Source organism: Agrobacterium sp. LAD9 (assembly GCF_003031125.1).
Classification (GTDB): Bacteria; Pseudomonadota; Alphaproteobacteria; order Rhizobiales; family Rhizobiaceae; genus Agrobacterium; species Agrobacterium radiobacter.
In genome coordinates, this window is record NZ_PHGS01000025.1 from 472,703 (window position 1) to 496,849 (window position 24,147).

Sequence of the window (24,147 nt, forward strand, 5' to 3'; positions counted from 1 at the left end):
TCTTCTCTCCTGAAACACGGGAACGGTGTGTTTTTTTACCATCGTAAATTGAAGCCGCAACCCTTAACTGTACCCCGTGATATATCCCGTTCCTGTGGATGAGAGTGACCGCTGTTGTTACTGTGAGCCTGTGCGCATATGTTGGAGTACTTAATCTTGATTTGCGTGCAAGGCGGACAGGCGCATAATGACCTCCCAGTTGGATTTTTTCGCACCCGCGTCAGCGCGGCTTCCTCAGGCTGAAAGAGGGCGAAAAGCGGGTGGTCGCGAAACGACCCAAAAGACCGCTACGGACGATGAGACCCTTGCCGGATACCTTGAATCCACCGGCAATTATCGTGTCCTGCGCCGGCTGCAGCCGCGCGCGGTCGTCGACCGTCCAAGGCCGGAATTTCCCCGCCAGGGCGTCATCCTTGATACGGAAACGACGGGCCTCGACCATCGCACGGACGAGATCATCGAAATCGGCGTCATCACCTTCACATTCGACGATAACGGTGCGATCGGCGATGTCACCGGCATCTATGGCGGGTTGCGGCAGCCTGCTATTGCCATTCCAGAAGAGATCACCCGCCTGACGGGGATTACCGACGAGATGGTCGCGGGACAGTCGATCGACATGGCGCGGCTGACTTCCCTCATTGCCGATGCCGATTTGATCGTCGCTCACAATGCGGGTTTCGACCGCCCCTTTTGCGAGGCCTTCTCACCGATCTTCCGCGACAAGGCCTGGGCCTGTTCCGTTTCGGAAATAGACTGGCGGGTGCGTGGTTTTGAGGGCAACAAGCTTGGCTATCTGATCGGACAGTCAGGCTATTTCCACGACGGCCATCGCGCGGTGGATGATTGTTTCGCCCTGCTGGAAGTGCTGGAGCAGACGCGCCCCGGCCAAAGCAGCACGCCCTTTGCCGAACTCCATGAGGCGAGCCAGCGGTCAAGGGTGCGTCTCTACGCGGAAAACAGCCCCTTCGACATGAAGGATCATCTAAAAAAGCGGGGTTATCGCTGGTCCGACGGTTCCGATGGCCGGCCGAAATCCTGGTGGGTGGAACTGCCTGAAGAAAAGCTCGATGAGGAACTGCATTTCCTGCGGACCGAAATCTACCGCTGGGATGCCGACCCGACAGTCAAATATCTCACCGCTTTCGACAGGTTCAAGGCCGGCTGAAACGCGAGATATTTTGGGCTTCAGATTGCATACAATTTCTGCAATGAATCGAAAACAATCGATGTAAAATTGAGCAGGTCCGCACACGGGTTTCGGGTGCGCAGAAAAATATCATTTTACATCAATGGCTAAGCCGATTGGCACGCCTCCTGCATGACAAAGACGTCGCAGGAGAGTGTTTATGAGCAAAGCCGCAGCAATCGACATCGCTTCCGTATCCAAGATTTACGGCAACACCACCGCCGTGCATGCGATAAGCCTCAAGATACCGGCCGGGAGCTATTGCTGCCTGCTCGGCCCGTCGGGCTGCGGCAAGACCTCGACGCTCAGGATGATCGCCGGCCACGAGAGCATCTCCAGCGGTGATATCAGGCTCGGCAATACGGTCGTCACTGATCTGCCGCCGGCCAGACGCGGCACGGCGATGATGTTCCAGTCCTACGCGCTGTTTCCACATCTCGATCTCGTCGACAATGTCGCCTTCAGCCTCAAGATGAAGGGTGTGGACAAGGAAGCTCGCCGGGCGAAGGCGCTTGAGATGCTGCAGCTGATGCAGCTTGAGCCCTATGCCAACAGGCGTCCGGCCCAGCTTTCCGGTGGGCAGCAGCAGCGCGTGGCGCTGGCGCGTGCGCTCATCACCGATCCCGAGGCGCTGCTGCTGGACGAGCCGCTTTCGGCGCTCGATCCGTTCCTCAAAATCCGCATGCGCGCCGAGCTGAAGAAGCTGCAGACCTCGCTCGGTATCACCTTCGTCCACGTCACCCACAGCCAGGAAGAGGCCATGGCGCTGGCCGATATCATCGTCGTCATGAATGACGGCCGTATCGAACAGTCAGCCACCCCGCGCGAGGTGTTCGAGCGTCCTGCCACCGCCTTCGTTGCCCGTTTCATGGGCGACCACAACGTTATTTCCGGGCGTTATCGGGAAAAATCGGATGATCTCGTCACGCTCGAAGTGGTGGGCGGCGGCACTTTCACAGCAAGCGGCGTCGCCCCCGATGACGGCGCAGTCGACATCGCCGTGCGCACCGACCGCGTCCGCGTCGGCGAAGCAGACCAGCCGGGGCTCGGTTTCACCGGCATCGTCTCGAATGTCGAATATCGCGGCGCGAGCGTGAAGATCGCCGTGACCGGCGCGGGCATCGAGGATTTCAACGTCATCCTGAGCGATGCCGCCTTCTTCGAAAACCCGGTCAGGACCGGTGACGCCATACCGCTTTCATGGAATGCGGCCGATGCCATCGTGCTCGGCCGGGTAGAGAAGTGACCCCAAAAATAACCAGAGGAGAACTTTGAAATGACAGATACTACCAACAGCAAAATGGGCCTGTCCCGCCGCGGCCTCCTGAAGGCGGGCGCTGCCGCCACGGGCGCCGCGATCGGCTCCGGCCTCATCACCGGCTTCCCGACCATCTGGGCGCAGAACCCCATCACCATCCGCCAGTTCGGCACGGGTGTGTCGAACCTCAACGCCATTGCCGAAAAGTGCAAGGCCGATCTCGGCATCACGCTCGAGATGACGGCGACGGATTCGGATGCGGCCGCCCAGCGCGCCGTCACCCAGCCGAACTCCTACGATATCGCCGATATCGAATACTGGATCCTGAAGAAGGTCTATCCCGCCGGCGTCATCCAGCCGATGGAAATCAAGAAGCTCAAATATTACGACAAGATCGTGCCGCTGTTCAAAAACGGCAAGCTGAAGCCGGACAGCGTCGTGGCGCAGGGCACGGCCCCGCACACGGTCGGTTTCGTCGAAAAGCCCGGCGACAAGAAGTTCGCCAAGGGTGAGACCGATTATTTCACCATGGTCCCGACCATCTACAATGCCGACACCCTCGGCATCCGCCCCGATCTCGTCGGCCGCGATATCACCAGCTGGGCCGATATCATGGACCCCAAGTTCAAGGGCAAGGCCTCGATCCTCAACATCCCCTCCATCGGCATCATGGATGCGGCCATGATCATGGAAGCCATGGGCAACATCAAATATGCCGACAAGGGCAACATGACCAAGGAGGAGATCGACAAGACCATCGACTTCCTCATCAAGGCCAAGAAGGACGGCCAGTTCCGTGCCTTCTGGAAGAGCTTCGATGAAAGCGTCAACCTCATGGCCTCGGGTGAAGTCATCATCCAGTCCATGTGGTCACCCGCCGTCGCGGCGGTCCGCTCGAAGGGGATCGCCTGCAAATACCAGCCGCTGAAGGAAGGTTATCGCTCCTGGGGTGGTGGCCTCGGTCTCGCCAAGCATCTATCCGGCGCGAAACTCGATGCGGCCTATGAATATATCAACTGGTACACCTCCGGCTGGGTCGGCGCTTACCTCAACCGCCAGGGCTATTATTCCGCCGCCATGGAAACGGCCAAGGAGCACATGTCCGCCGACGAGTGGGGTTACTGGGTCGAAGGCAAGCCGGCGCAGGGCGACATCATCGCGCCCGACGGCAAGGTCATGGAAAAGGCCGGCGCGGTGCGCGATGGCGGCTCTTTCGAGGAGCGCATGGGCAAGGTCGCGTGCTGGAACTCCGTCATGGACGAAGACCGCTACATGGTCCGCCGCTGGAACGAATTCATCGCGGCCTGATGTTTTTCAGGGACGAAGCCGGCGGCGAAGGTCGCCGGTTTTGAGAACGACAGAGCGTTCAAACCTCTCCGCCGTCATCCTCGGGCTTGACCCGAGGATCCATGGTCACGCCGGGTTGTGGATCCTCGGGTCAAGCCCGAGGATGACGGGAGAGTGGAGGGAGCCTCGTAAATATTCTCATCGGCGGTCAATGCCGGTGTTTCTCCAAATTCAGCGAAAGGCACAACCATGGTGACGGTCAGGCTCATCGGCGTCAGCGACAAAAAGGACAGGCCGCCCCGCAGCTTCGCGCTGCCGCAAAAGCTTGTGTCCTATGTGCAGGCCGCCCCGCTTCTGCTGATCCTCGGCTTTTTCTTGGCTTTGCCGATCCTCATGATCGCCGTCGTCAGTTTCTGGGATTACGATTTCGCCCAGATGTATCCCGACTTCGTGACCTTCAATTATCTGGAAACGCTCGGCTCGTGGGTCACCTGGCAGACCTATCTCAACACCCTGAAATATGCCGCCGTGGTCTGGGCCATCACGCTGTTCTGCGGTTTCTGGGTGGCCTATTTCCTCGCTTTCCATATCCGCACCACCACGATGCAGATGGTGCTGTTCCTGGTCTGCACCGTGCCCTTCCTGACGTCGAACATCATTCGCATGATTTCCTGGATCCCGGTTCTGGGACGAAACGGTCTCGTCAACAGCGCGCTGGTGGGCACCGGCATCATTCCCGAGCCGATCGAATGGCTGCTTTATTCTGATTTCGCCGTCGTGCTCGCCATGGTGCATCTCTATACGCTGTTCATGGTCACACCGATCTTCAACACGCTGATGCGCATCGACAAATCGCTGATCGAAGCGGCGCGTGATGCCGGTGCGACGGGCTGGCAGACGCTCAGCAACGTCATCATTCCCCTTGCCAAGCCCGGCATGGCCATCGGCAGCATCTTCGTCGTCACACTGGTCATGGCCGATTTCTCCACGGTTCAGGTCATGTCCGGCGGCCAGAGCGCGTCGGTGGCGCTGATGATGAAGAACCAGATGTCGCTGCTGCAATATCCTGCCGCCGCCGCCAATGCCGTCATCCTGCTCATCCTCGTTCTTCTGATGGTCGCGGGCATCCTGCGCATCGTCGATATCCGCAAGGAGCTATAGTCCCATGCATCAGGAAAAACGCGGCCGCGAATTCTATATCCTCGCCTTCTTTTTCGCCCTCTTCGTGCTGTTTCTTTACGGCCCGCTGTCGGCCATCCTCATCCTCGCCTTTCAGGGGCCGAATGGCGGCCTGACCTTCCCGCTGAACGGCGTTTCGCTGCACTGGTTCGGCAATCTCTTCGAACAGCAGGCGGTCGGCGATTTCGGCGGCTCCTTCCGCCGCTCCTTCGGCCTCGGGCTGATGGTCATGGCCGTCACGGTGCTCGTGTCGCTGCTGGCGGGCCTTGCCTTCCGGCGCAGGTTCATCGGCGCGACGCCGCTATTCTACCTGTCGGTCGCAAGCCTCGTCGTGCCGTCGATCATCATTTCGCTCGGAATTGGTGTTCTTTTCCAGCAGCTTGGACTGGAACCCTCATGGTATACATCAGCTTTCGGGGCGCATCTCACCTGGACGCTGCCCTTCGGCGTACTCATCATGCTCGCCGTCTTCAACCGCTTTTCGCCGTCCTATGAAGAAGCTGCCCGCGATCTCGGCGCGTCTTCCTGGCAGACCTTCGCCCATGTGGTGCTGCCGATGATCGCGCCGAGCCTGATCGGCGTCGGCCTGTTCGGCTTCACGCTTTCTTATGACGAATTCGCCCGTACATTGATGACGTCAGGCACCTACAACACGCTGCCGCTGGAAATCTACGGCATGACCACCAATGTCACGACGCCGGTGCTTTATGCGCTCGGTGCTGTTACAACCCTGTTTTCCTTCCTGGTGATTGCGGCCACGCTTGGCCTGATCGTTACGCTCAATCGCCGTCATTCACGCGGATAAAGAAACGTAAAATGCGCATTCTCGTCATCAATCCCAACACCACGCAATCCATGACCGCGACCATCGCCGACGCGGCGACGCGGATAGCCGGCCGCGATACGGAGATACTGGCCGTCACCTCTTCCATGGGCCCCGTCTCCATCGAAGGCTATTACGACGAGGTTTTCGCCGTGCCTGGCCTCCTGCTGGAGCTTGCAAAGGCCCCGGCGCTGGGAGCCGACGCGGCGGTCATCGCCTGTTTCGACGATACCGGGCTCGATGCGGCCCGCGCGCTCGCCGATATTCCCGTTATCGGCATCTGCGAGGCGGCGGTCTCCGCTACCGCCTTCATCGCGCAGAAATTCACCATCGTCACAACGATGGAACGCTCACGGCTGCCTCTGGAACATCTCGTCCACCGTTACGGCATGTCCGCCCGCTGCAACGTGCGCGCTGCCGATATTCCTGTCCTGTCGCTGGAAGATCCCGGCTCGAACGCCCGTGAAAGGCTGCGGGAGGAAATCTCGCTCGCGCTGAAAGAGGACAGGGCGGAGGCGATCGTGCTCGGTTGCGCCGGCATGGCCGACCTTGCCGCCGAATTGCGCGATGAATTCGGCGTGCCGGTTGTCGATGGCGTTGCAGCGGCCGTCAAACAGGCGGAATCGCTGGTGTCCATGGGGCTGTCAACCGCAAAGCGCGGCGCTTATGCCACGCCACTTGTCAAACCCTATCACGGGTTGCTGGAGGTATTCCGGCCGGACAGGCTCTCCGGAGTATTGTGAGGTTGAGATCGTGAGGTTTTCACTATCTCCGACCACAAAATGACGAATGCCAGCTGATAGGCCAGATCGCGCTGGACGTTGTGCAATGTCAGATCGCTCAGAACTATTCTTGATCCATTTCTCTTCAGCATGTTCAGCCGCTCGGCCCTGGCAAGCATGGCCGTGACGTGAGCGCGGCTGATCCCATAGGCCCGTGCCGCCGCCTTGCGGGAGAACGCGCAACCCGTCGCATCGCAAGCGCCTGTTTTCGCGGCCGACAGCAAGTCCAACAGGATGGGGAAACCGGGCGCATGCCCAAGGAACATCCGCATCTCCTCCGAAAGAAAAGACAAGTCCTGCGCGTGCCGCAGTGACCAGCTCACACCGTCGATAACGGCGTCTGTTCCGATAGCCTCTTCGTCTGATGCCTCCATTGCCGGGGAGATTCCCCATGGCGAAGCCGCGGTGAGATAGGCCGTGGCGAGCGTCTCGATTGCCGCAATGAGCCAGCCATTCAGGCTCCACGGCCGCTCGCGATTATCGCCGCCTGGCGGGTGCCGCTGCGCTGTATCTTCCAGTTCCAGCCAGTCGATCAATGCGCGTGTCCTGCGGCTGGATGCCCAGCCAGGTGGAACGACAACTGCCTGAACCGCCGCCAGCGTAAATTGCCCGCCATGAACAGATCCGAGGCCGACGGCGCACATGACGGTGGCGAAAGCGCCGAAGTCTCCGAACGCGCGGACGAGGCGCTGCTCCTGTTTGAAGACGGCCGATATGTGGGTGCAAAGATGGGTGACAGCATCACCAAGGGCGTCATCGTTCAGGATGCGGTTCGCAAGTAAGCCCAGCCTCTCTCGAAGCACGTCCGGCTGAGACCGGACGAAGTCCCTTTTGGGGTGCGTCTTTGAAACTGGAGCGCCTGCTTTTCCGGATACCTTTCTCCCGTGGTTTTTTGCTCTTCGCTACTTTATGGCGAATTCGAAAACGTGAGTTCTGCTCGCTGACGACGGCTGCTTGGGGCAGGCGTGACAGCCGAAAGGTTCCGCTCCGGAAGATGCGTGCATTTTGTTGCACTCCCCCGAGGCTCTGTTGCGCGGTATTAAAAAATACTCTCATAAATTGAATGTTAAGGGGCGCGTTAAAATGTGTTCCCTTTTGAGACGGTTTGTGAAGGTGACGCTGACAATGACATTATCTACTGTTTTTATTGCATAATTTAATGAAGCCATGGATGCGAAATCTTTCGTCCATTTGCCGTGAATACAATCTTTGATGGTTGCTTTTTAGGCATTGACGGCGTCGCGAAAGATGCATCCGAAACCACATGACACCCGAATGTTACTGCCATGTCTCTGGCACGGTCGGCAGCGATGCCGGGCGGCGTGTAGAGCCCGTCATGCCTTTTATTCATCCCCAATTCTCCAGAGGAGGTTGAAATGATGCAACTTAAACATGTTTTTCTTGCCGGCCTTGCGGCCATCGCGATGCAATTCGATATTCCGTCCATGGGCCAGCCGGCCCTTGCGAACGCGGCCACCCTCACCACCGAACAGGTGGCGGATTTCCAGTCGAAACTGGAGCAGGCGGAAGCGAGCCGCGAGCTGCTCGGCCGCCGATCTGTGTGTCTGATGGAGCATCTGACGGCGCAACAGCAGCTCAGCGCCGACCGCGAGAAGGCGCTGGGGCAGGCCATGTACCTGCAGATCGAGCTGGAGCGGCAGGTGGTGCAGTCCGAAACCAGCGTGAAGGGCTATGAGGAGCTGGTTCAGTCCGAGAGCGAGAACGTCAGGACGCGTCAGATCGCCTTCGAAAAAGCCCGGAGGGAAATGGACGAACAGGCCAAGAGAGTAAAAATATGCAGCGGGGTCCTCTTCTTCCTGCCGGGAATTTGCCAGGCCGGTGACGCTGCGGTCAAGGCGTTCGGCTGGATGAAGGATGCGGAGAGGGAATACCGCACCGCGCAGCCACGTCTGGACAACGCCCGGGCGGCTCTTGAAGGCGTTCGCAACCAGCTCGAAAACAATCGCCGCCAGCTTGCGGCGGCACAGCAGAGCCACGCGGAAAACCAGAAGGCGGTGAAAACTCTGGAAGAGCAGATCACCAGGCTCAAAGCCACGATCTCCACCATCAACGTCAAGGTTCAGGACTTCAACATTCAGGTCGGCAACTTCACCAGTGCTCTCAAGGAAGCGAGCGAGGTCAATCCTGACGACGCGAAAATACGTCAGGTTACGCGGCTGTCCACCGAGATCGACGGCCTGACCAAAGACGTGCCGCAGTTCATTTCCTCCACCGAGGCCGGACTGCCGGACGACGCGAAGAAACAATGCGGATCGTGAACGATCAACCCCATGACTCTCCGTAACCACCCATCAACAGGAGCATGAAAATGAACAATGTCGTGACTTTCGAAAGCCGGACCGCCCAGATCAACAGCGCAATCGACGCCGGCGTCGATGCGATCGTTTCGCAACCGAATTTCAGCCTTCCCAAGTCGGATACGGCGCTTGTCCGGTCCTATGTCGATAAGATCCAGGGAACATATGATGTCGAGCGCGCCAAGCGCGACACCGACAATGCGATTGATCTGCTTTACATCGCCTATAACACCACGCCGCAGGAAGAGGACAAAATTCGCGCGCGCATTACTGCGATCATGGATGGATTGATTGATTCGCAGCAGAAGAGCGAAATAGTCATGAGAGGCGCGATAGGGACGGCCACCCGCATCGGTTCGTCCATCGCCGATCTTTTCCCGGACTGGCTCGATATCAGGGAGGGAAATGATCAGGCCGAAATCAAGGCGTTTGTCTCCAACGACCTGATAAAACTGGCGAAAAATATCCGCGATAGAGCACTGGAGGTGCGCAACGATCTTCTCAATCTTGCCGACACATATGACGCCATCATTGCGAAAACGGCTCAAGCCACCAGCATGAGCGAAACGGCTTTGAGCAGGCGTCTCGAAGACAAGGCGGTGATGGAGCGGGAAATCCACGAGGCCGATGCGCGGCGCCAACAGCTTGAATCACTTGTGAACGATCTCAAGGCGCAGGTTGCGGAATTTGAAAAGAAAGCCCGCGAATACGAACAGCGGGCGAATACGGCAGAACAGCGCGCTTTCGTCATGTCGATCGTTCGTGTCGGCGCGCAGATGATTTCCGGCGTCGTTCCTGCCATCGCCATGGTCGCGGGCGGACCGGCCTCGATGTTGGCATCCTCGGTTGGTGGTGCTCTCTCGGGGCAGTCCAAAGGCGGGCAGGGTGGTGACGGACAGGGCCAAGGCGGTGGCGGCCGCACGCCGGCAACCGGCGACGGCAAGACGGATGCGGCGGCAACGCAGAGCAAGATCTCCGAGCAGAAGGCTGAACTCCGCAAAGCCGAGGAAAAACGCGACACCTTGAAGACGGATATCAAATCGCTGGAGGACAGCAGGTCGGCGCTGGCGAAGGACGCCGACGGCGCCGATCCGAAATCGAGCAAGGCCGTGGAACTTGCCGAGCTCGATAAACGCCTGACCGCGCGTGCTGCCGAACTGAAAGCGCAGGAGGAAAAGATTGCAAATCAGCAAACCCTGATTTCCAGCCTGCAGGCTTCGCTCGACGCGCTCGACAAGGGACTGGGCAAGCTCACCGACGAGCAGCAGCAGCAGGCGGCGAGCCTGCGTGAAATGCAAATGAAGATGATCGACAAGGTGGAAACCTATGAGAAAGAACGCCGGAACCAGGCCGCCGAACTCATAAAGATCAACGCTCTGCTCAAGGGCAAACAGGCCGAGGATGACAAGATCAAGCTTGCGGTCCAGTCGCTCAACGTCAGCATTTCGGCGCTGAAACGCATGAAGGAAATCATTGAGGAAATCGCCTTTTTCTTCAAAGGCTTCGCCGATTTCATGCAGGCCGTTGCCGACGATGCCCAGCATCAGATCGATGGCATCGAAAATGTCGCGGGGCAGGAGACTATTCGCAAGAACCGCTTCGCCCAGCTCGTTCGCTCCGTCGACGAGTTCTTTGTCAGGCAGACCGCCCAATGGCACGCGGTGGTGATCGTCAGTGACAGATTCAACCGCAGTTTTGCGCACGGATGGTCGAAGCTCAACGGGTTGCAAGGCTCATATATCACAGGCCCCGCACTGACGAACTATATGGCGGAAGCCTCGGAAAAGGTCTCGGCCATCGTCGCCGAACGCGAGGCCGCTGCGGACGCAAAAATCGCGTCGCTGCAGGCCTATCGTCAGGATCTGAGCAAAACCGCCTGATCCCCTGAGAGCCTGCCGTTCCTGTCCCGGCCCGGCAGGAAGCGTATCCATGGTCCCGGCCGAACACGTCCCCTCGGGCATGGGATCATGGGCAATGTCCTGCCGGCGCATATGCCGGCAGGACGGCCGCCGGAACTTCGACATTCACCAAATCAACGACGGGCACCGCGCGGCCATCGAAGCGCCCCATGCCGCGTCATTTTCAGAAAGGAGAAGACCATGCCGACAGTCAATAACCCTCCCGTTTTGGTGCCTCAGGACACCCCCGCCTGGTGCTTTGCCGCCGTCGAGCAGATGGTGCGGGCCTATCGCGGGCTTCCTGCGGCCACGCAGTACGACATTGCGAGACGCAATACCGCAGCGCTCGCGACCGTCGATCCGCAGGTTCAGGAACGCTGGGAGCTGGCGCAGGTTCTGGATCAATCCGCCGGCATCCTTGAACTGGGCGGGGCAAATCCGAACAGCAATATCGTCAAGCTGGTATCCAGCCAGTGGAACGCCTTCGATCACACCACGACCGGCGGCCATTTCGTCAACGGTCTGACGGCCGATATCGTCAGGAGCGAGATCGATAACAACCGCGTCTTCGTGATCGGAACCGAATACCATTATTACCTCGTCTACGGCTACACTGTGAACGGCAAGGATCTCGAACTGCATATTCTCGACCCATGGCCGGCCGGGCGGGGCGCGGCCAGAACGCGCCTCGGCCTGCAGGAGTTTTTGGGCATGCCGGCCCGCGTCGCCATCACCTTCGGTTAGGCCGGCAAGCCGAACACTAACCACATTCCCATCGATTGCCGGAGATATTCCGGCACCCAATCAACACAGAATCCCACCATGCGATCCCGCACGTCAACGTCCGGAAACAGGTGGCTCATGTCCAAAAAAGGAGACAAACATGCCAATTCTCAGCAATTTCGTGGTCAAGCATATCCGGCCCTTTGGTGAAGCGGGCTATGATGCTTTCGGCAATGCGCAGACCATCGAATTCCTCTCAAGCCTCGGCCTCAGCACAGGGGATATCACCAATATCTTCGCGGCATGGCGCCTGGCGGCCCTGGCCGATCCCGTCGGCGAGAGCAATCTTCTCGTTGCGGCAGCCAATGCGCTGGCGCAGGCGCGATGGGAGAACCTCTATGAGACCCAGATGAGCACGGTGCTGTTCCTCGATGATGTCCAGCTTGAATCCCTCAGCCATCTCGAGCCCGGTCCGAACCGCAACTTTTCGTGGCGGTCGCCGACCCCCATCGCCGCCGCGGTGACCATTCACAACGGCAGCAACAGGCATCACATCATTTGGGAGGCAACGGGTTTTTCCGGCGGCACGGATGAAAATGGCTGGATTTCGCACTTCACCGACTTATTGCCGACCGAGCGATAGGCCCTTCGTCGGATAATCGCCAGACGACGCCGGAAACTTCTCGCAACTTTCCGGCGTCCCTGCCGCCAGCCCCTTCATATCCCTGTCATAATGGTGTCTGATACCGAAACCGTCTTGAGGCCGATATGTGTTGACGAATAGCCGTTGCACGCAGGGAGTTCTTTCGTGAAATCGTCAACACGAACCATAGAGACCGAAGTGCGCAGCCAGAGGCACGGCACGCCCGGCGAGGTTTTTGCGGCCTTCCTGAAGCTCGGCGTCACCTCTTTCGGCGGCCCCATCGCCCATCTCGGTTATTTTCGCGATGAGCTGGTCGTGCGGCGCAAATGGATCGATGAGGCCGGTTACGCCGATCTTGTGGCGCTGTGCCAGTTTCTGCCCGGCCCGGCCTCCAGCCAGGTAGGGTTTGCGCTCGGGCTGCTGCGCGCAGGTCCGCTCGGCGCGCTGGCGGCCTGGACGGCATTCACATTACCATCCGCCATTCTCCTCCTTCTCTTCGCCATGGTTGCCGCCTCCATTGATGGGCCGGTCGGCACCGGCCTGTTGCATGGGTTGAAAATCGTTGCCGTCGCCGTTGTTGCGCAGGCGGTCTGGGGCATGGCGAAAAGCCTCGCGCCGGATCGTGAACGCGCCAGCATCGCGCTGGCCGGCATCGTCTGCGTGGTGTTTGTCGCCGGCGCCTTCGGGCAGGTTCTGGCGCTTGCCATTGGCGCCGTTGCCGGGCTTGTCTTCTGTCGTTCGGATGCCGCGGGGCAGGCCACCCATCTCGCCTTCCGTGTACCCAAAAGCGTCGGATATATCGCGCTTGCCGCCTTCGCCCTGCTGCTCGGCCTCCTGCCGCTGCTTGCGGCGGCGGCGGCTTCACAGGGCCTCTCCTTGTTCGACGCCTTTTATCGCGCCGGTGCGCTGGTTTTCGGCGGCGGCCACGTGGTGCTGCCGCTGCTGCAATCGGAAGTCGTCGCCACAGGCTGGGTCACGGAAGATGCCTTTATCGCGGGTTATGGCGCAACCCAGGCCGTGCCCGGTCCGCTCTTCACCTTCGCCGCCTATCTCGGTGCGGTGGTGGGGCCGCAGCCCAACGGTGTTGCGGGCGCGGCGATCGCCCTTGTTGCGATCTTCCTTCCCGGCATGCTGCTGCTCGTAGGCGCGCTGCCCTTCTGGGAAGGGTTCCGCAAGCACCTTCTGGCGCAGGCTGCCATGCGTGGTGCAAATGCTGCCGTCGTCGGCATTCTTGGCGCGGCGCTTTATGATCCGGTCTGGACAAGCGCCATCTTCACCCCGAAGGATTTCGCCCTGGCGCTGACAGGCTTCATCCTGTTGACGATCTGGAAAACGCCGCCATGGGCCGTGGTGGTCCTCTGCGCGGCCGGCGGCGTTCTACTTGCCTTGATATAGGCGTCATACTGCAGCGCCCATGGTCTCGAACATCCAGTCGGAGAATGCCTGCATGGCGGGTGTGGGCGGTTTCGATTGCAGCCGGGTCAGCCAATAGCTTCCGAGCGAAATGGTAACCGGAAAAGGCTGGATGATCGCAGCGGAGGCGAGGTGCCGCGAAAACATCGATGGCGGCGCCAGCGCCACGCCGAGCCCCTGCAGGGCGGCTTCCATCATGCCCAGAGATGTGTCGAAAACAATGCCTGCATTCACCTGTGCTGCAGGCGTTACGCCGGCGGCCGCAAACCAGTTGCTCCATTCATCGGCCCTGTAGCTGCGCAGCAGCGTCGCTTCCATCAGATCGGCGGGCGTTTTCAGCGTCTCCGCCAGTTTCGGGGTGCAGAGTGGGGAAAGAGGCGCCTCGAATAGTCGAAAGGCATCCGTGCCGTGCCAGGAGCCCTGGCCGAAACGGATGGCGAAATCCAGCCCTTCCGCCGCCATATCGACGCGGTTGTTATTGGTGGAAACCCGCACATCGATGAAGGGATGCTGCTTTTGAAACGCCTGCAGCCGGGGCAGCAGCCAGCCCACGGCAAAGGTTCCCACGACACCCAGAAACAGCAGCTCTCGCACCTGTCCGGCCTCGATCCGGTCGAGCGTCGTCGCCATCTGGTCGAAGGAGCTGGTCACCGTCGGCAGCAGGGCCTCACCTTCGGCGGTAATTTTCAGCCCGCGTGGAAGCCGCTGAAACAGCGCAACCCCCAGCCGCTTTTCCAGCCCCTTCACCTGCTGGCTCACGGCCGCCTGCGTCACGCACAGTTCGATGGCCGCGCGGGTGAAGCTCAGGTGCCGGGCGGATGCTTCAAAGGCCCGCAAGCCGTTCAGGGGAAGAAATTGCCGAACCATTCAAGACCTAGATTTTCTTGTGTCTCTTCCGAGATATCATGATTTGTTCGTGCAATGTAGGGCGGTTAAACGTTTTTCGCTGGGGATGGCGAACAAGCCGAAAATCCACTCAAGGTTTTGGAGAATGCGAAAGATGAAACTTAATCGCAGACATATCGCACTGGCTGCGTTGCTCTCGACGAGCCTGTTCACGGAGGCCTTTGCCGCCGATGAAACGAGGCTGAAAGCGATAACGGATGCCGCGATCAAGCCGGTCATGGAGAAGAACGGCATCCCCGGTCTTGCCGTTGGTATCAGCGTTGATGGTCAGAGCCACATCTTCACCTATGGCGTCATGTCCAAAAGCACGAATGAGCCCGTGACCCCGCAGACGCTGTTCGAACTCGGCTCCATCTCCAAGACATTCACCGTCACGCTCAGCACCTATGCCGAGATAAACGGCCAGCTCTCGCTTTCCGGCAAGGTCGAAGATTATCTTCCTTCCATGAAGGGCAAGCCTTTCGGCGATGTCACGCTGATGCATCTCGGCACCCACACTGCCGGCGGCTTTCCGATTCAGGTGCCCGACAACATCAAGACGGAACAGCAGTTGCTGGCCTATCTCAAGGCCTGGAAACCCTCCTACAAGCCCGGAACGCACCGAAGCTACGCCAATCCCAGCATCGGAATGCTGGGATACATCACCGCAAAAGCCATGGGGCAGAGCTTTGATGGCGCCATGCAGGACACGCTGTTCCCCGCGCTTGGCCTGAAGAACACCTTCACCGTGGTGCCCAAGGCAAAGATGGGTGACTACGCGCAGGGTTATAAACGAACCGGCGAACCAGCCCGCATGACGCCCGCCATTCTTTCATCCGAGGCCTACGGCGTCAGATCGACAGCGCAGGACATGATCCGCTTCGTCAACGCCAATATGGGCCTTGAAAAGCTGGACGGAAAAATCCAGCAGGCGCTCACCAACACCCATACGGGATATTTCAGCGTCGACGCCATGACGCAGGATATGGTCTGGGAGCAATATGCCCATCCAACGCCGCTTAAGACGCTGCGAGAGCTGAATTCCGGTGCGTTGCTCAAGACCGTTCCGGCTTCTGAAATCTCTCCGCCGATGAAGCCGCGTCAGGATGTCTTCATCAACAAGACCGGCTCCACCAATGGTTTCGGCGCCTATGTGGCGTTCATCCCCAGACAGAAATTGGGCATCGTCATTCTGGCCAATAAAAACTATCCCAACGAGGAACGGGTTTCCGTGGCCTATGAGATCCTGACGGCGCTTGAAAAGGTGGAATAGGAAGCGGCATTTCAGTGCTCCTCATTGCGACGCGGGAACTCGTTACCCTCGCGCCATTCGCACCGGTCACCCCGGAGGCGGGTGGTGCCCGCGCCGTCATCAGGCCATCACGCTTCGGTTCTAAGGGTGGACGATGCACTCTCGTTACGTCCTCCTTCTCATTGCTCTTACCCAGATAACCGGCTGGGGTGCGGTTGGCATCCTGCCCGTCCTGGCCGGCCCGGTCGCGACAGAATTTGCGACCTCCCTGCCATCGGTTTTTGTGGGAACCTCTGTCATGTTCGCGGCAATGGGGCTTGCCGCGCCTTGGGTGGGTCGCGCGTTCCGGCGGTTCGGTACGCGGCGTGTCATGGCGACCGGTGCCGGCATCATGGGCTTGGGCCTGTTCCTGCTCGCCCTGTCTGTGAACCTCGCCATGTTCTGGATGAGCTGGGCCTTGACGGGACTTGCCGGCGCGATGTTCCTCACAACGTCTGCTTATGCCTATATTGCCGAATATGCAGCGGACAGGGCGCGCAGCCTGATTGGAACGCTGATGCTGGTGACCGGACTGGCCGGCAGTATCTTCTGGCCGATCACCACGTTCCTCGATCACGGGCTGGGATGGCGCGGCGCTGTCTCCATTTACGCCGGCATCATGCTCATGGTTGTCTGCCCGCTGGTGTTTTTTGGCCTGCCGGTCACCGATGGAGCGGCTCAGCCCACGGCGAGACCGGGCAGCGAGAGAAGAGGGCGGGTTTTTATCTTTCTGGTCACCGCCATCGCCTTGAACAGCTTTGTCACCTTCGGCGTCGATGCTCTTGGCATACAGCTTTTGCAGGCGATGGGAATGGAGCTTGCCGGCGCCGTTGCGGTCGCCTCCCTGCTCGGTGTTTTCAAGGTTGGAGGACGCGTCATTGATCTCGCGGGTGGACAAAAATGGGATGGGCTGTCCACGGCGGTCATATCGGGGGTGATGATCCCCATGGGCCTCACCGCAATCTGGCTCGGAGGGGCGGGATTTCTGTCTGTGGGCGGTTATCTTGCGTTGTTCGGTATCGGCAGTGGCGCCTTTGCCGTCGCGCGGGCGACCATGCCGCTGGTGTTTTTCGAAAAGTCTGATTACGCGGCTGCAATGGCCACCATCGCCCTGCCGATGAACCTGATCAACGCCCTGGCTCCGCCGGTGCTGGCGGCGTTGATGGGCAGTATCGGCCCACACGCGGTGTTTGCCGTGCTCGGTATCATGAGCACAGCGGCATTGGCGGTCCTGCTGCGGTTGAACGGTATGAGGGCGAAGCCAGCCCCGGCTGAATAATCATTTGGGACGGTATCGCGAATGTCGCGTCGCGGTCCCCAAAAAGGAGACCTCGGGTCAAAACGACGGGATGCTATGGCACGAGGAAAGCCAGGGCAGGCAAGGTGGCGCGGCTTCAACCTTCACGATTACACTTCGCCGCCAATCCGCCTCAAAAATGCATCCCGGTGGAAACAATCCATTCCCGATGACAGCGACATCTAATCGCGCTAACGGAGAAAAGATGCGCCGGCTGCCGATTCGATCTCGGTTACACGCGCAAATCATAAAAGCAAATCTCTGCGCGGCTACGAACTGAAACGGGAAAGCCCGGGAAGCGCGTGCCGGCTGTTTCCTGGGGGGACGACATGAGCGATACCGGTGGTTATTTTCCGCGCTGGCGACTGAAAACCGAAGGGCGCATCCTGCCCGATGAGCGGCTGCCTGCGGGGCAGACAGCGGTGCTCGGTCTTCAGCATGTCGTGGCGATGTTCGGTTCCACGGTTCTTGCGCCGCTGATCATGGGGTTCGATCCGAATGTCTCGATCCTGTTTTCGGGTATCTCGACGCTCATTTTCTTCATTGCCGTCGGCGGTCGTGTGCCGAGCTATCTCGGCTCCTCCTTTGCCTTCATCGGGCCCGTGCTTGTGGCAACGGGTGCAGCCGCGGGTGCGGCAAGTCCTGATATCGCGCTGGCACTCGGCGGCATCATCGCCGCCGGTGTGCTCTATGCGCTGATCGGCGTCATCGTCATGATCGCTGGCCATAACTGGATCGAAAAGTTGATGCCGCCGGTTCTGACCGGCGCGATCGTTGCAGCAATCGGTCTCGTTCTCGCCCCCATTGCGATCGCAAGCGCTTCCGGCTCCGGCCCCGGCAATCCCGATGGCGACCAGCTGTCGCGCTGGATTGCGATCCTGACTGTCACATCGGTCGGTGCGATTGCGGTCTATGCCCCCGGCATGGCGCGCCGATTGCCCATTCTTCTCGGCGGCGCGATTGCCTATCTCGCTTATCTCGTGCTCGCCAACGGCTTCGGCTTCGGCAAGTCCGTCGACTTCTCGGGCGCGGCGGCTGCACCGTGGTTCGGATTGCCGACATTCACCGCACCGGTGTTTTCAGGATCCGCGATTGCCCTGATCGCGCCGGTCGTCGTCATTCTGGTGGCGGAAAATCTCGGACATATCAAGGCGATAGGCGCGATGACCGGGCAGAACCTTGATCGTTATCTCGGCCGCGCCTTTATCGGCGACGGCATTGCGACGATGTTTTCAAGCGCCTTCGGCGGAACCGGCATGACGACCTATGCCGAAAACATGGGCGTCATGGCGATAACCCGCATTTTCTCGACGCTCGTCTTCATCGTGGCTGCACTGGTCGCCATCATTCTCGGCTTCTCGCCGAAATTCGGTGCGCTCATTCAGACTATACCGGGGCCGGTCATCGGCGGCCTTTCCGTCGTGGTCTTCGGTCTCATCGCTGCGACCGCCGGACGGATCTGGGTTGAAAACAAGGTCGATTTTTCCGAACCCCGCAACCTCATCACCGTGGGTATCGCGCTGGTATTGGGTGCGGGCAACTTCAAGCTTAATGTCGCCGGCTTCACGCTTGATGGTATCGGCACGGCAACAATTGGGGCGATTGCCTTTTACCACCTGCTGGGCCTTGGCAGGCCGGCGTCGGGCAAGTGATGCCTGCCGCCTGAACATCCACCATATCGAGAGGCAGCATCGGTTTTCCGATGCTGCCGGGATTTATCGGTCAAGCCCCGTCACAACATGCGCGGAAGCACATCGGTCGGGCCGCGCCTGTCCATGAGCCTGTGTTTGAGAGCACCCAGCACGTGAAGGCCGATCAGAACCAGAATTGCGTAAGCGCCGTATCGATGCAGCGTTTGGAAAACCACGAAGGCGCTGTCGTTTTTGGGAAGCAGCTCCGGCAGATGTGAAATCACGAAAAACGGTACCCCGTCGCTCTGGGAAAAACTGCTGGACAGCGAATATCCGAGCAGCGGCACAAGGAAAGTCAACAGGATCAGGAGCTTGTGTACCGCATGGGAGAGAATTCTCTCCCATGGCGCCAGAGCCGATGGCGCTGAAGGCATGATCTGCCTGTAGCGCCAGCGAAGCGCCAGATGAACGAGGGCAAGCAGCCAGACCAGAACGCCGAACTGTTTATGGTTGGGATAAAAGATCGAGGCGGTGGCCATGTCGCTTTCCGGCAATCGCGTCATGTACCAGCCGGAGGCGATAAGCCCGATGATGAGCGCCGCCCTTACCCAATGCAGACAGCGTATCGGCAGGGGATATTTTACGGCTCGGCTCTCATTGATGATGTGTGACATCGCGATATCTCCTTGATCGAGGTCCATTCGGCCCGATTGATTTTGGCGAATGATGAAAAGACGGGCTCAGTGGCCCGCCTTCACATTTTTCAGGGCAAAGAAGACCGCTGCCGAAAGCAGTCCGATCAAGGTTCCCGCCGCGGTCAGCAGAACCGCATGCGCCTGTGAAAAGGCGCTCTTGCCGGCGGTTACCAGCGCTGCCGCGAGGTCTTGCGGCAATTTTCCCGCCAACACGTAGGTATCGCCGATCGAGTGGCTTGCCGCGTCGGCCAGTTCTGGCGGAATGCCGGCTGGCAGCACCAGCGCCCCCATGTAGATTGCCGATAGCGCCACGCCAAAGAAAGTGATGCCGAGGCCCGCGCCGAGTTCGTAACCCGTTGCCTCCAGGGAGCCGGCAGCGCCCGCCTTTTCAGCCTCAACTGCACCCATGATGGCAATCGACGAGGCGGTCAGGCCGATGCTGAGGGACAGGCCGAGCAATGTCAGGCATGCCGGCACGGCGAGGCCAGGATCATGGAAATCGGACTGCGCCAGCGTCACAAGGCAGGCGGCGGCAACAAGAAGCGAGGCGCTCGCAACCGCCCGAAGGCCGAGACGGTTCGACAGGAAGCCGGCAACCGGGCCGCCAACGGCCGCCGCGACCATGATGGGCAGCATGAAGAGGCCGGCCTGCAGCGGCGACTTGCCGAGAACGAACTGCAGCTCCTGCGCAAGCGTAAGCTCGACGCCCGCAAGCGCTCCGGCGGTGACGACGGCCATGCCGACACCCGTCACGATGGCCGGGCGGGAAAAGAGCGTCACGTCAAGCATCGGTTCTGCGACGGAGAGCTGGTTACGAACGAAGATTGCAAGGGCAGTCGCGCCGATCAGAAGGGCCAGTCCGACGATTGCGAGCGGCTCTTTACCGCTGAAACCGGTTTTGGCGGCAAAGACCAGTCCGATGATCCCCACGATCAAAAGCAGGGCCTGGCTTATCTGCCATTTGCCCGGAGAGAGGATTTCCTTTTCCGGGAGGATGAAGGCGATGATCGGCATGATCACAAGCACCACGGGAACATTGATGAGGAAGACCGATCCCCACCAGAAATGCTCGAGAAGGGCGCCGCCCACCAGCGGGCCAACCGCCGCACCCGCTGCGCCGACCGTTCCCCAAAGGCCGAGCGCCATGGCGCGCTCGCCCGGATCTTCGAATGTGCGCCTGATGATGCCGAGCACGCAGGGCATGATCATCGACGCGCCAAATGCAAGCAGGATGCGTCCGGCGATCAACATCGACGGCGTAAGCGAAAACGCCGCCACGACGGAGGCGAGGCCAAAAACGAACAGGCCCGTCAGCAGCATTTTCCTGTGGCCGATCCTGTCGGCGAGGGTGCCCATCGGCACCAGCAAACCGGCCATGAGCAGCGAATAGATATCGATGATCCACAGGACCTGTGTGGTCGATGCCTGCAGCGCAAGCGTCAGCGACGGCACGGCGATATGCAGGATCGTCATGTCGAGAACGACAGGCAGAAATGCCAGCATGACCGCAATGAGAATGATCCACCGGTGCGCATGAAGCGGCGAGGGCGGGGGGACGTGGTTCGGGTCGAAAGACACCGTCATTGTTTTCACCATCAAAATGCCAGATCGCGGCAGTGAGACGCCGCTGTTGCGGCGGCGACTACTTCCGCAGCCTGAACGCTACCGGCTGCGCTTTGTGGTTTCATGGAGGAAGTGTGGAGAATGTGTGGAGATGGGCGGCAGCCGGCAGCGGGCGCTGGTTGCGGTCAGGACACCGGCTGACCGAGTGAAATTTCGAACATGGCGCCGCCTTTTTCAGATGGCGCATAACGTATCTTGCCGCCGTGAGCCTCCACGATTGCGCGAACGACGGAAAGGCCTAGCCCGTTGCCGCTCTCTTCCGTCAAGCCGGTCTGGCTACCCCTTCGAAACGGTTCGAAGGCGCAAGGAGCGATATCACCGTCAAGCCCGGGCCCTTCGTCCGTGACCCGCAAGACCGTGACACGGTTTTCAACGCCAAGGCTTATGTCGATCGCGCCGCCCAGGGCGTAACGGCGCGCATTGGTGATGAGCGCAAGGAGGGCCTGTCGAATGCGCATGGTATCGGCCCGCACCACCATATCGGAGAGGTGAAGCCGAAGCTCGAAACCTTCCTGCCTCAATTCCTGTTCCAGCACGGCGGCAAGCTGCTCTATTTCTTCCTTCAGCCGCACGGGTTCGATGCGCAGCTCGAGATGGCCGCTATCGGCAAGTGTGACGGTGCGCAGATCCTCGACAAGCCGGGCAAGGGAATCCACCTGCAGCACGAGACCCTGAAGTGACGTCTCATCCGGTTCGAACACACCGTCGATCATGCCGCGCAGTTGACCTTTGAGGATAGTGAGCGGCGTGCGCAACTCGTGGGCAATGGTTGCATTCCAGAGCTTCATATCCGCCGCCATATCCTCCAGACGCTGGGCCATGGCGTTGAAGTCCTCGACGAGATGGGCTGTCTCTCCCAAAGAATGATCACCCGGCAAGGCGCGCGCCGAAAGATCGCCGTCCTTGATGCGTCTCGCGCTGTGGGCGAGGGATTCGAGCGGCTGCAGAATGCGCCGGGTCAAGCGGACGGAGGCGATGGCGGCAACGATGAGGGCGATGAAGATCAGGACGGAGAGGATGATGAAATCAACGCCCGTCAGCCAGTTGTCCTCGCTTTCAGACCAGGGATAAAAATAGAAGATGATGCTGAAGGCGATGTAAGTGCCGAAAAAGACCACCAGACCGGCAATCACCGTCATTGATGACATGGCCAGCAATATTTGGCGGCTGAGGCCTTTTTTCAGCATCATGGCTCGACCGCCAGACGATAACCGACACCTCGAATGCTGGCCAGCATGCCTTCGCCACCGGCCTGCTCGAGTTTCTTGCGCAGTTTGCTCAAGTGGCTGTCTATCGTGCGGTCCAGCGCATCCGAACCGGGCAGGCAGGCATCGACCAGCTCGCCGCGTGTAAAGGCCTTGGTCGGCGTGCGCGCAAGATGCGCCAGCAGCCTGAATTCGGTCAATGTCAGCGACAGGCGAATGGTGGCATCGTCTTTTTCGATCTTGGCCTCGTAGCTGTCGAGATCGATGGTCAGGTTGCCGACCCGAACGACGGCGCCCGCCTGCCTGAGCCCCGCGCGCCGCAGCACCGCCTTTGCCCGTGCGACAACTTCGATGGGATTGAACGGCTTGACGATGTAGTCATCCGCCCCGATGCGCAGCCCCTGAAGACGATCGACGTCCTTGTCGAGTGCGGTGACCATGATGACGGGCGTATGGCCGCGCCTTTGTATCTCCGCCAGAACCTCCCAGCCATCCAGCCGCGGCATGGAGACATCCGCCAGCACGATATCTGGTTTCAGGGCGCGATGAAGTTCCAGCGCCACCTTGCCGTCACGGGCATGCACGGTGCGGAAACCTTCGCGGGTAAAATAGGCTTCGAGAATGCCGGCGATCTTCATGTCGTCTTCAGCGATCAAAACTAGTTCTGCCATCGTCTTCAAACTCCTTGATACATCCATGCCACCGAACGGCCACGCCGTCGAGTATCGGGTGCCGGCCTCCACAAAGCCGCAACAAAACCTCCACAAAGCGCAAATGCACAGAGCCTAGATAGCCGCCATCGAGCTCGTTGTTTAAAATGGATGGTGGATACTCATGCGACGCGGATCATACTTCTGGAAACTTGGCGCGCTGTGCCTGCCGATCTTTCTTCTCTGTGCCTGCAGCGATAACGGAACGGATGCCGGCGGTGCCGCCGAAACGACGCCGCCCGCACGCGTCAGCGTCATGACCGTTCAGCCGGAACCCGTGACGGTCTACGACGAACTGCCCGGCAGAGTGTCGGCCTACCGCACGGCGGAGATCCGGGCGCAGGTGAGTGGCATCATCCAGAAGAAGCTGTTCACGGAAGGCGCCTTCGTGGAAGCCGGCACACCGCTTTTCCAGATCGATCCCGCACCTTTTTCAGCCGATGTGGACGCTGCAACCGCCGTGCTGGCGCGATCGGACGCGGAACTTCTGAACGCACAGGTTAAATACGAGCGCGCCAGATCGCTGTCTTCGCGCGAGATCACCAGTGCGGAATCCTTCAATAACGCCACCGCCGCCCTTGCGCAGGCGAAGGCGAATGTCGCGGAAGCGGGCGCCATTCTCGCCCGGCGAAAGCTGGAGCTTTCCTATGCGACGCTGCGCAGCCCGATCAGTGGGGTCATTGGCCAGTCCTTCATGAGCGAAGGCGGACTTGCCTCATCCTCGGCAACTGCACCATTGGCGGTCATTCAGCAGATCGATCAGGTCTATGTGGATGTTCGCCAGTCAGCGATGAGCCTGGAGGCCCTGCGTGACACGGCTTCCGGGGCGGGCACCGAAAATCCGGACGAGTTGCCGGTAAAGATCATCACCATCGCCGGCAAGCCGTTCGGCCACGATGGAAAGGTCCTGTTCTCCGACATCTCCGTCGACAGCGCCACGGGCAGCCTCGGCATTCGCATCCTCGTTCCAAACCCGGAGGAACAGCTGCTTCCGGGCATGTATATCCGCGCGATGGTTCCGCGCGCCATATACGGCGCTGCGATCCGCGTGCCGCAGGAAGCAATCATCCGCGATCCGGCCGGCCGGCCGCAGATCGTTGTTGTCGGCGCAGACAAGACCGGTGCGCGCCGCGCGGTGGAACTGGGGCCGCTGGCCGACGGTCGATACATCGTCACGGGAGGCCTTGCCGCCGGGGAAACCATCGTCGTTCTGGGGCAGGATCGCGTCCAGGGTGGACAGCCGCTTGAAACGTCGCCCTTCTCCCCTGCCGCCCCAGAGACCCGAACCTAAGGAGCG

Annotated in this window: 22 protein-coding genes; 16 read left to right on the plus strand and 6 right to left on the minus strand. The window is 59.9% G+C overall.

The genetic code is table 11. The annotated features are described in order from the left end of the window. Positions 1–187: 187 nt before the first annotated feature. The 6 genes from DA915_RS23650 (at position 188) to DA915_RS23675 (ending at position 6,479) form a co-directional block, all read left to right on the plus strand. A complete protein-coding gene (locus DA915_RS23650; protein ID WP_107677474.1) occupies positions 188–1,168 on the plus strand; it encodes a 3'-5' exonuclease in 981 nt (326 codons plus the stop codon). 181 nt (positions 1,169–1,349) lie between these two features. Then, positions 1,350–2,435 carry an ABC transporter ATP-binding protein gene (locus tag DA915_RS23655; RefSeq protein ID WP_020812847.1) on the plus strand — a complete coding sequence of 362 codons (1,086 nt, stop codon included), beginning with the start codon at positions 1,350–1,352 and terminating at the stop codon, positions 2,433–2,435. A gap of 30 nt (positions 2,436–2,465) precedes the next feature. Next, entirely contained in the window at positions 2,466–3,755 is a 1,290-nt protein-coding gene (locus DA915_RS23660; RefSeq protein ID WP_020812848.1) for a PotD/PotF family extracellular solute-binding protein, read from the plus strand. Between the two features lie 228 nt (positions 3,756–3,983). Then, complete coding sequence (locus DA915_RS23665) at positions 3,984–4,895, plus strand: ABC transporter permease (protein WP_003508215.1); 912 nt, start codon at positions 3,984–3,986, stop codon at positions 4,893–4,895. A gap of 4 nt (positions 4,896–4,899) precedes the next feature. Continuing rightward, the gene (locus DA915_RS23670; RefSeq protein WP_026372407.1) at positions 4,900–5,718 is read left to right on the plus strand and encodes an ABC transporter permease; all 819 of its coding nucleotides are present in this window, start codon (positions 4,900–4,902) and stop codon (positions 5,716–5,718) included. Positions 5,719–5,729: 11 nt separating this feature from the next. Beyond that, complete coding sequence (locus DA915_RS23675) at positions 5,730–6,479, plus strand: aspartate/glutamate racemase family protein (RefSeq protein WP_107677475.1); 750 nt, start codon at positions 5,730–5,732, stop codon at positions 6,477–6,479. Here the strand turns inward: DA915_RS23675 and DA915_RS23680 are convergent. Beyond that, positions 6,428–7,054 (minus strand): hypothetical protein, encoded by a 627-nt coding sequence (locus DA915_RS23680; RefSeq protein WP_107677476.1) that lies wholly within the window; start codon positions 7,052–7,054, stop codon positions 6,428–6,430. The genes DA915_RS23675 and DA915_RS23680 overlap by 52 nt on opposite strands. Positions 7,055–7,132: 78 nt before the next feature. On the opposite strand from DA915_RS23680, the gene DA915_RS29035 reads away from it, so the two are divergent. From DA915_RS29035 to chrA, 6 genes are all read left to right on the plus strand, one after another. Further along, entirely contained in the window at positions 7,133–7,300 is a 168-nt protein-coding gene (locus tag DA915_RS29035) for a hypothetical protein (RefSeq protein ID WP_155272865.1), read from the plus strand. Positions 7,301–7,894: 594 nt separating this feature from the next. Continuing rightward, positions 7,895–8,797 (plus strand): hypothetical protein, encoded by a 903-nt coding sequence (locus tag DA915_RS23685; protein WP_107677477.1) that lies wholly within the window; start codon positions 7,895–7,897, stop codon positions 8,795–8,797. A 50-nt stretch (positions 8,798–8,847) separates the two neighbouring features. Beyond that, positions 8,848–10,716 carry a tyrosyl-tRNA deacylase gene (locus DA915_RS23690; RefSeq protein WP_107677478.1) on the plus strand — a complete coding sequence of 623 codons (1,869 nt, stop codon included), beginning with the start codon at positions 8,848–8,850 and terminating at the stop codon, positions 10,714–10,716. 219 nt (positions 10,717–10,935) lie between these two features. Next, the gene (locus DA915_RS23695; protein ID WP_107677479.1) at positions 10,936–11,478 is read left to right on the plus strand and encodes a hypothetical protein; all 543 of its coding nucleotides are present in this window, start codon (positions 10,936–10,938) and stop codon (positions 11,476–11,478) included. A gap of 139 nt (positions 11,479–11,617) precedes the next feature. Further along, positions 11,618–12,100: a hypothetical protein gene (locus DA915_RS23700; protein WP_087745469.1), complete on the plus strand. Its 483-nt coding sequence runs from the start codon at positions 11,618–11,620 to the stop codon at positions 12,098–12,100. 165 nt (positions 12,101–12,265) lie between these two features. Further along, positions 12,266–13,495: a chromate efflux transporter gene (gene chrA / locus DA915_RS23705; RefSeq protein ID WP_107677480.1), complete on the plus strand. Its 1,230-nt coding sequence runs from the start codon at positions 12,266–12,268 to the stop codon at positions 13,493–13,495. Positions 13,496–13,498: 3 nt separating this feature from the next. Here chrA and DA915_RS23710 read toward each other — a convergent pair whose 3' ends face one another. Further along, the gene (locus DA915_RS23710) at positions 13,499–14,380 is read right to left on the minus strand and encodes a LysR substrate-binding domain-containing protein (protein ID WP_107677481.1); all 882 of its coding nucleotides are present in this window, start codon (positions 14,378–14,380) and stop codon (positions 13,499–13,501) included. Between the two features lie 133 nt (positions 14,381–14,513). On the opposite strand from DA915_RS23710, the gene ampC reads away from it, so the two are divergent. The 3 genes from ampC (at position 14,514) to DA915_RS23725 (ending at position 18,638) form a co-directional block, all read left to right on the plus strand. Then, entirely contained in the window at positions 14,514–15,671 is a 1,158-nt protein-coding gene (ampC, locus tag DA915_RS23715) for a class C beta-lactamase (protein WP_107677482.1), read from the plus strand. Positions 15,672–15,804: 133 nt separating this feature from the next. Continuing rightward, positions 15,805–16,968 carry an MFS transporter gene (locus DA915_RS23720; RefSeq protein ID WP_060723480.1) on the plus strand — a complete coding sequence of 388 codons (1,164 nt, stop codon included), beginning with the start codon at positions 15,805–15,807 and terminating at the stop codon, positions 16,966–16,968. Between the two features lie 347 nt (positions 16,969–17,315). Next, positions 17,316–18,638: a solute carrier family 23 protein gene (locus DA915_RS23725; RefSeq protein WP_107677483.1), complete on the plus strand. Its 1,323-nt coding sequence runs from the start codon at positions 17,316–17,318 to the stop codon at positions 18,636–18,638. Between the two features lie 80 nt (positions 18,639–18,718). On the opposite strand, the gene DA915_RS23730 is transcribed toward DA915_RS23725, so the two are convergent. The 4 genes from DA915_RS23730 to DA915_RS23745 all read right to left on the minus strand — a co-directional run bounded on the left by DA915_RS23730 (position 18,719) and on the right by DA915_RS23745 (position 22,811). Then, positions 18,719–19,291 carry a cytochrome b gene (locus DA915_RS23730; RefSeq protein ID WP_107677484.1) on the minus strand — a complete coding sequence of 191 codons (573 nt, stop codon included), beginning with the start codon at positions 19,289–19,291 and terminating at the stop codon, positions 18,719–18,721. A gap of 66 nt (positions 19,292–19,357) precedes the next feature. Further along, positions 19,358–20,896, minus strand: coding sequence for an MFS transporter (locus DA915_RS23735; protein ID WP_107677485.1), 1,539 nt, complete (start codon positions 20,894–20,896; stop codon positions 19,358–19,360). A 164-nt stretch (positions 20,897–21,060) separates the two neighbouring features. Further along, positions 21,061–22,125: an ATP-binding protein gene (locus DA915_RS23740; protein ID WP_107677486.1), complete on the minus strand. Its 1,065-nt coding sequence runs from the start codon at positions 22,123–22,125 to the stop codon at positions 21,061–21,063. Next, entirely contained in the window at positions 22,122–22,811 is a 690-nt protein-coding gene (locus tag DA915_RS23745; RefSeq protein ID WP_003508238.1) for a response regulator, read from the minus strand. The genes DA915_RS23740 and DA915_RS23745 overlap by 4 nt, the downstream gene beginning before the upstream one ends. 163 nt (positions 22,812–22,974) lie before the next feature. Between DA915_RS23745 and DA915_RS23750 the strand changes: the two genes are divergently transcribed. Beyond that, positions 22,975–24,141 carry an efflux RND transporter periplasmic adaptor subunit gene (locus DA915_RS23750; RefSeq protein WP_107677487.1) on the plus strand — a complete coding sequence of 389 codons (1,167 nt, stop codon included), beginning with the start codon at positions 22,975–22,977 and terminating at the stop codon, positions 24,139–24,141. Positions 24,142–24,147 lie beyond the last annotated feature (6 nt).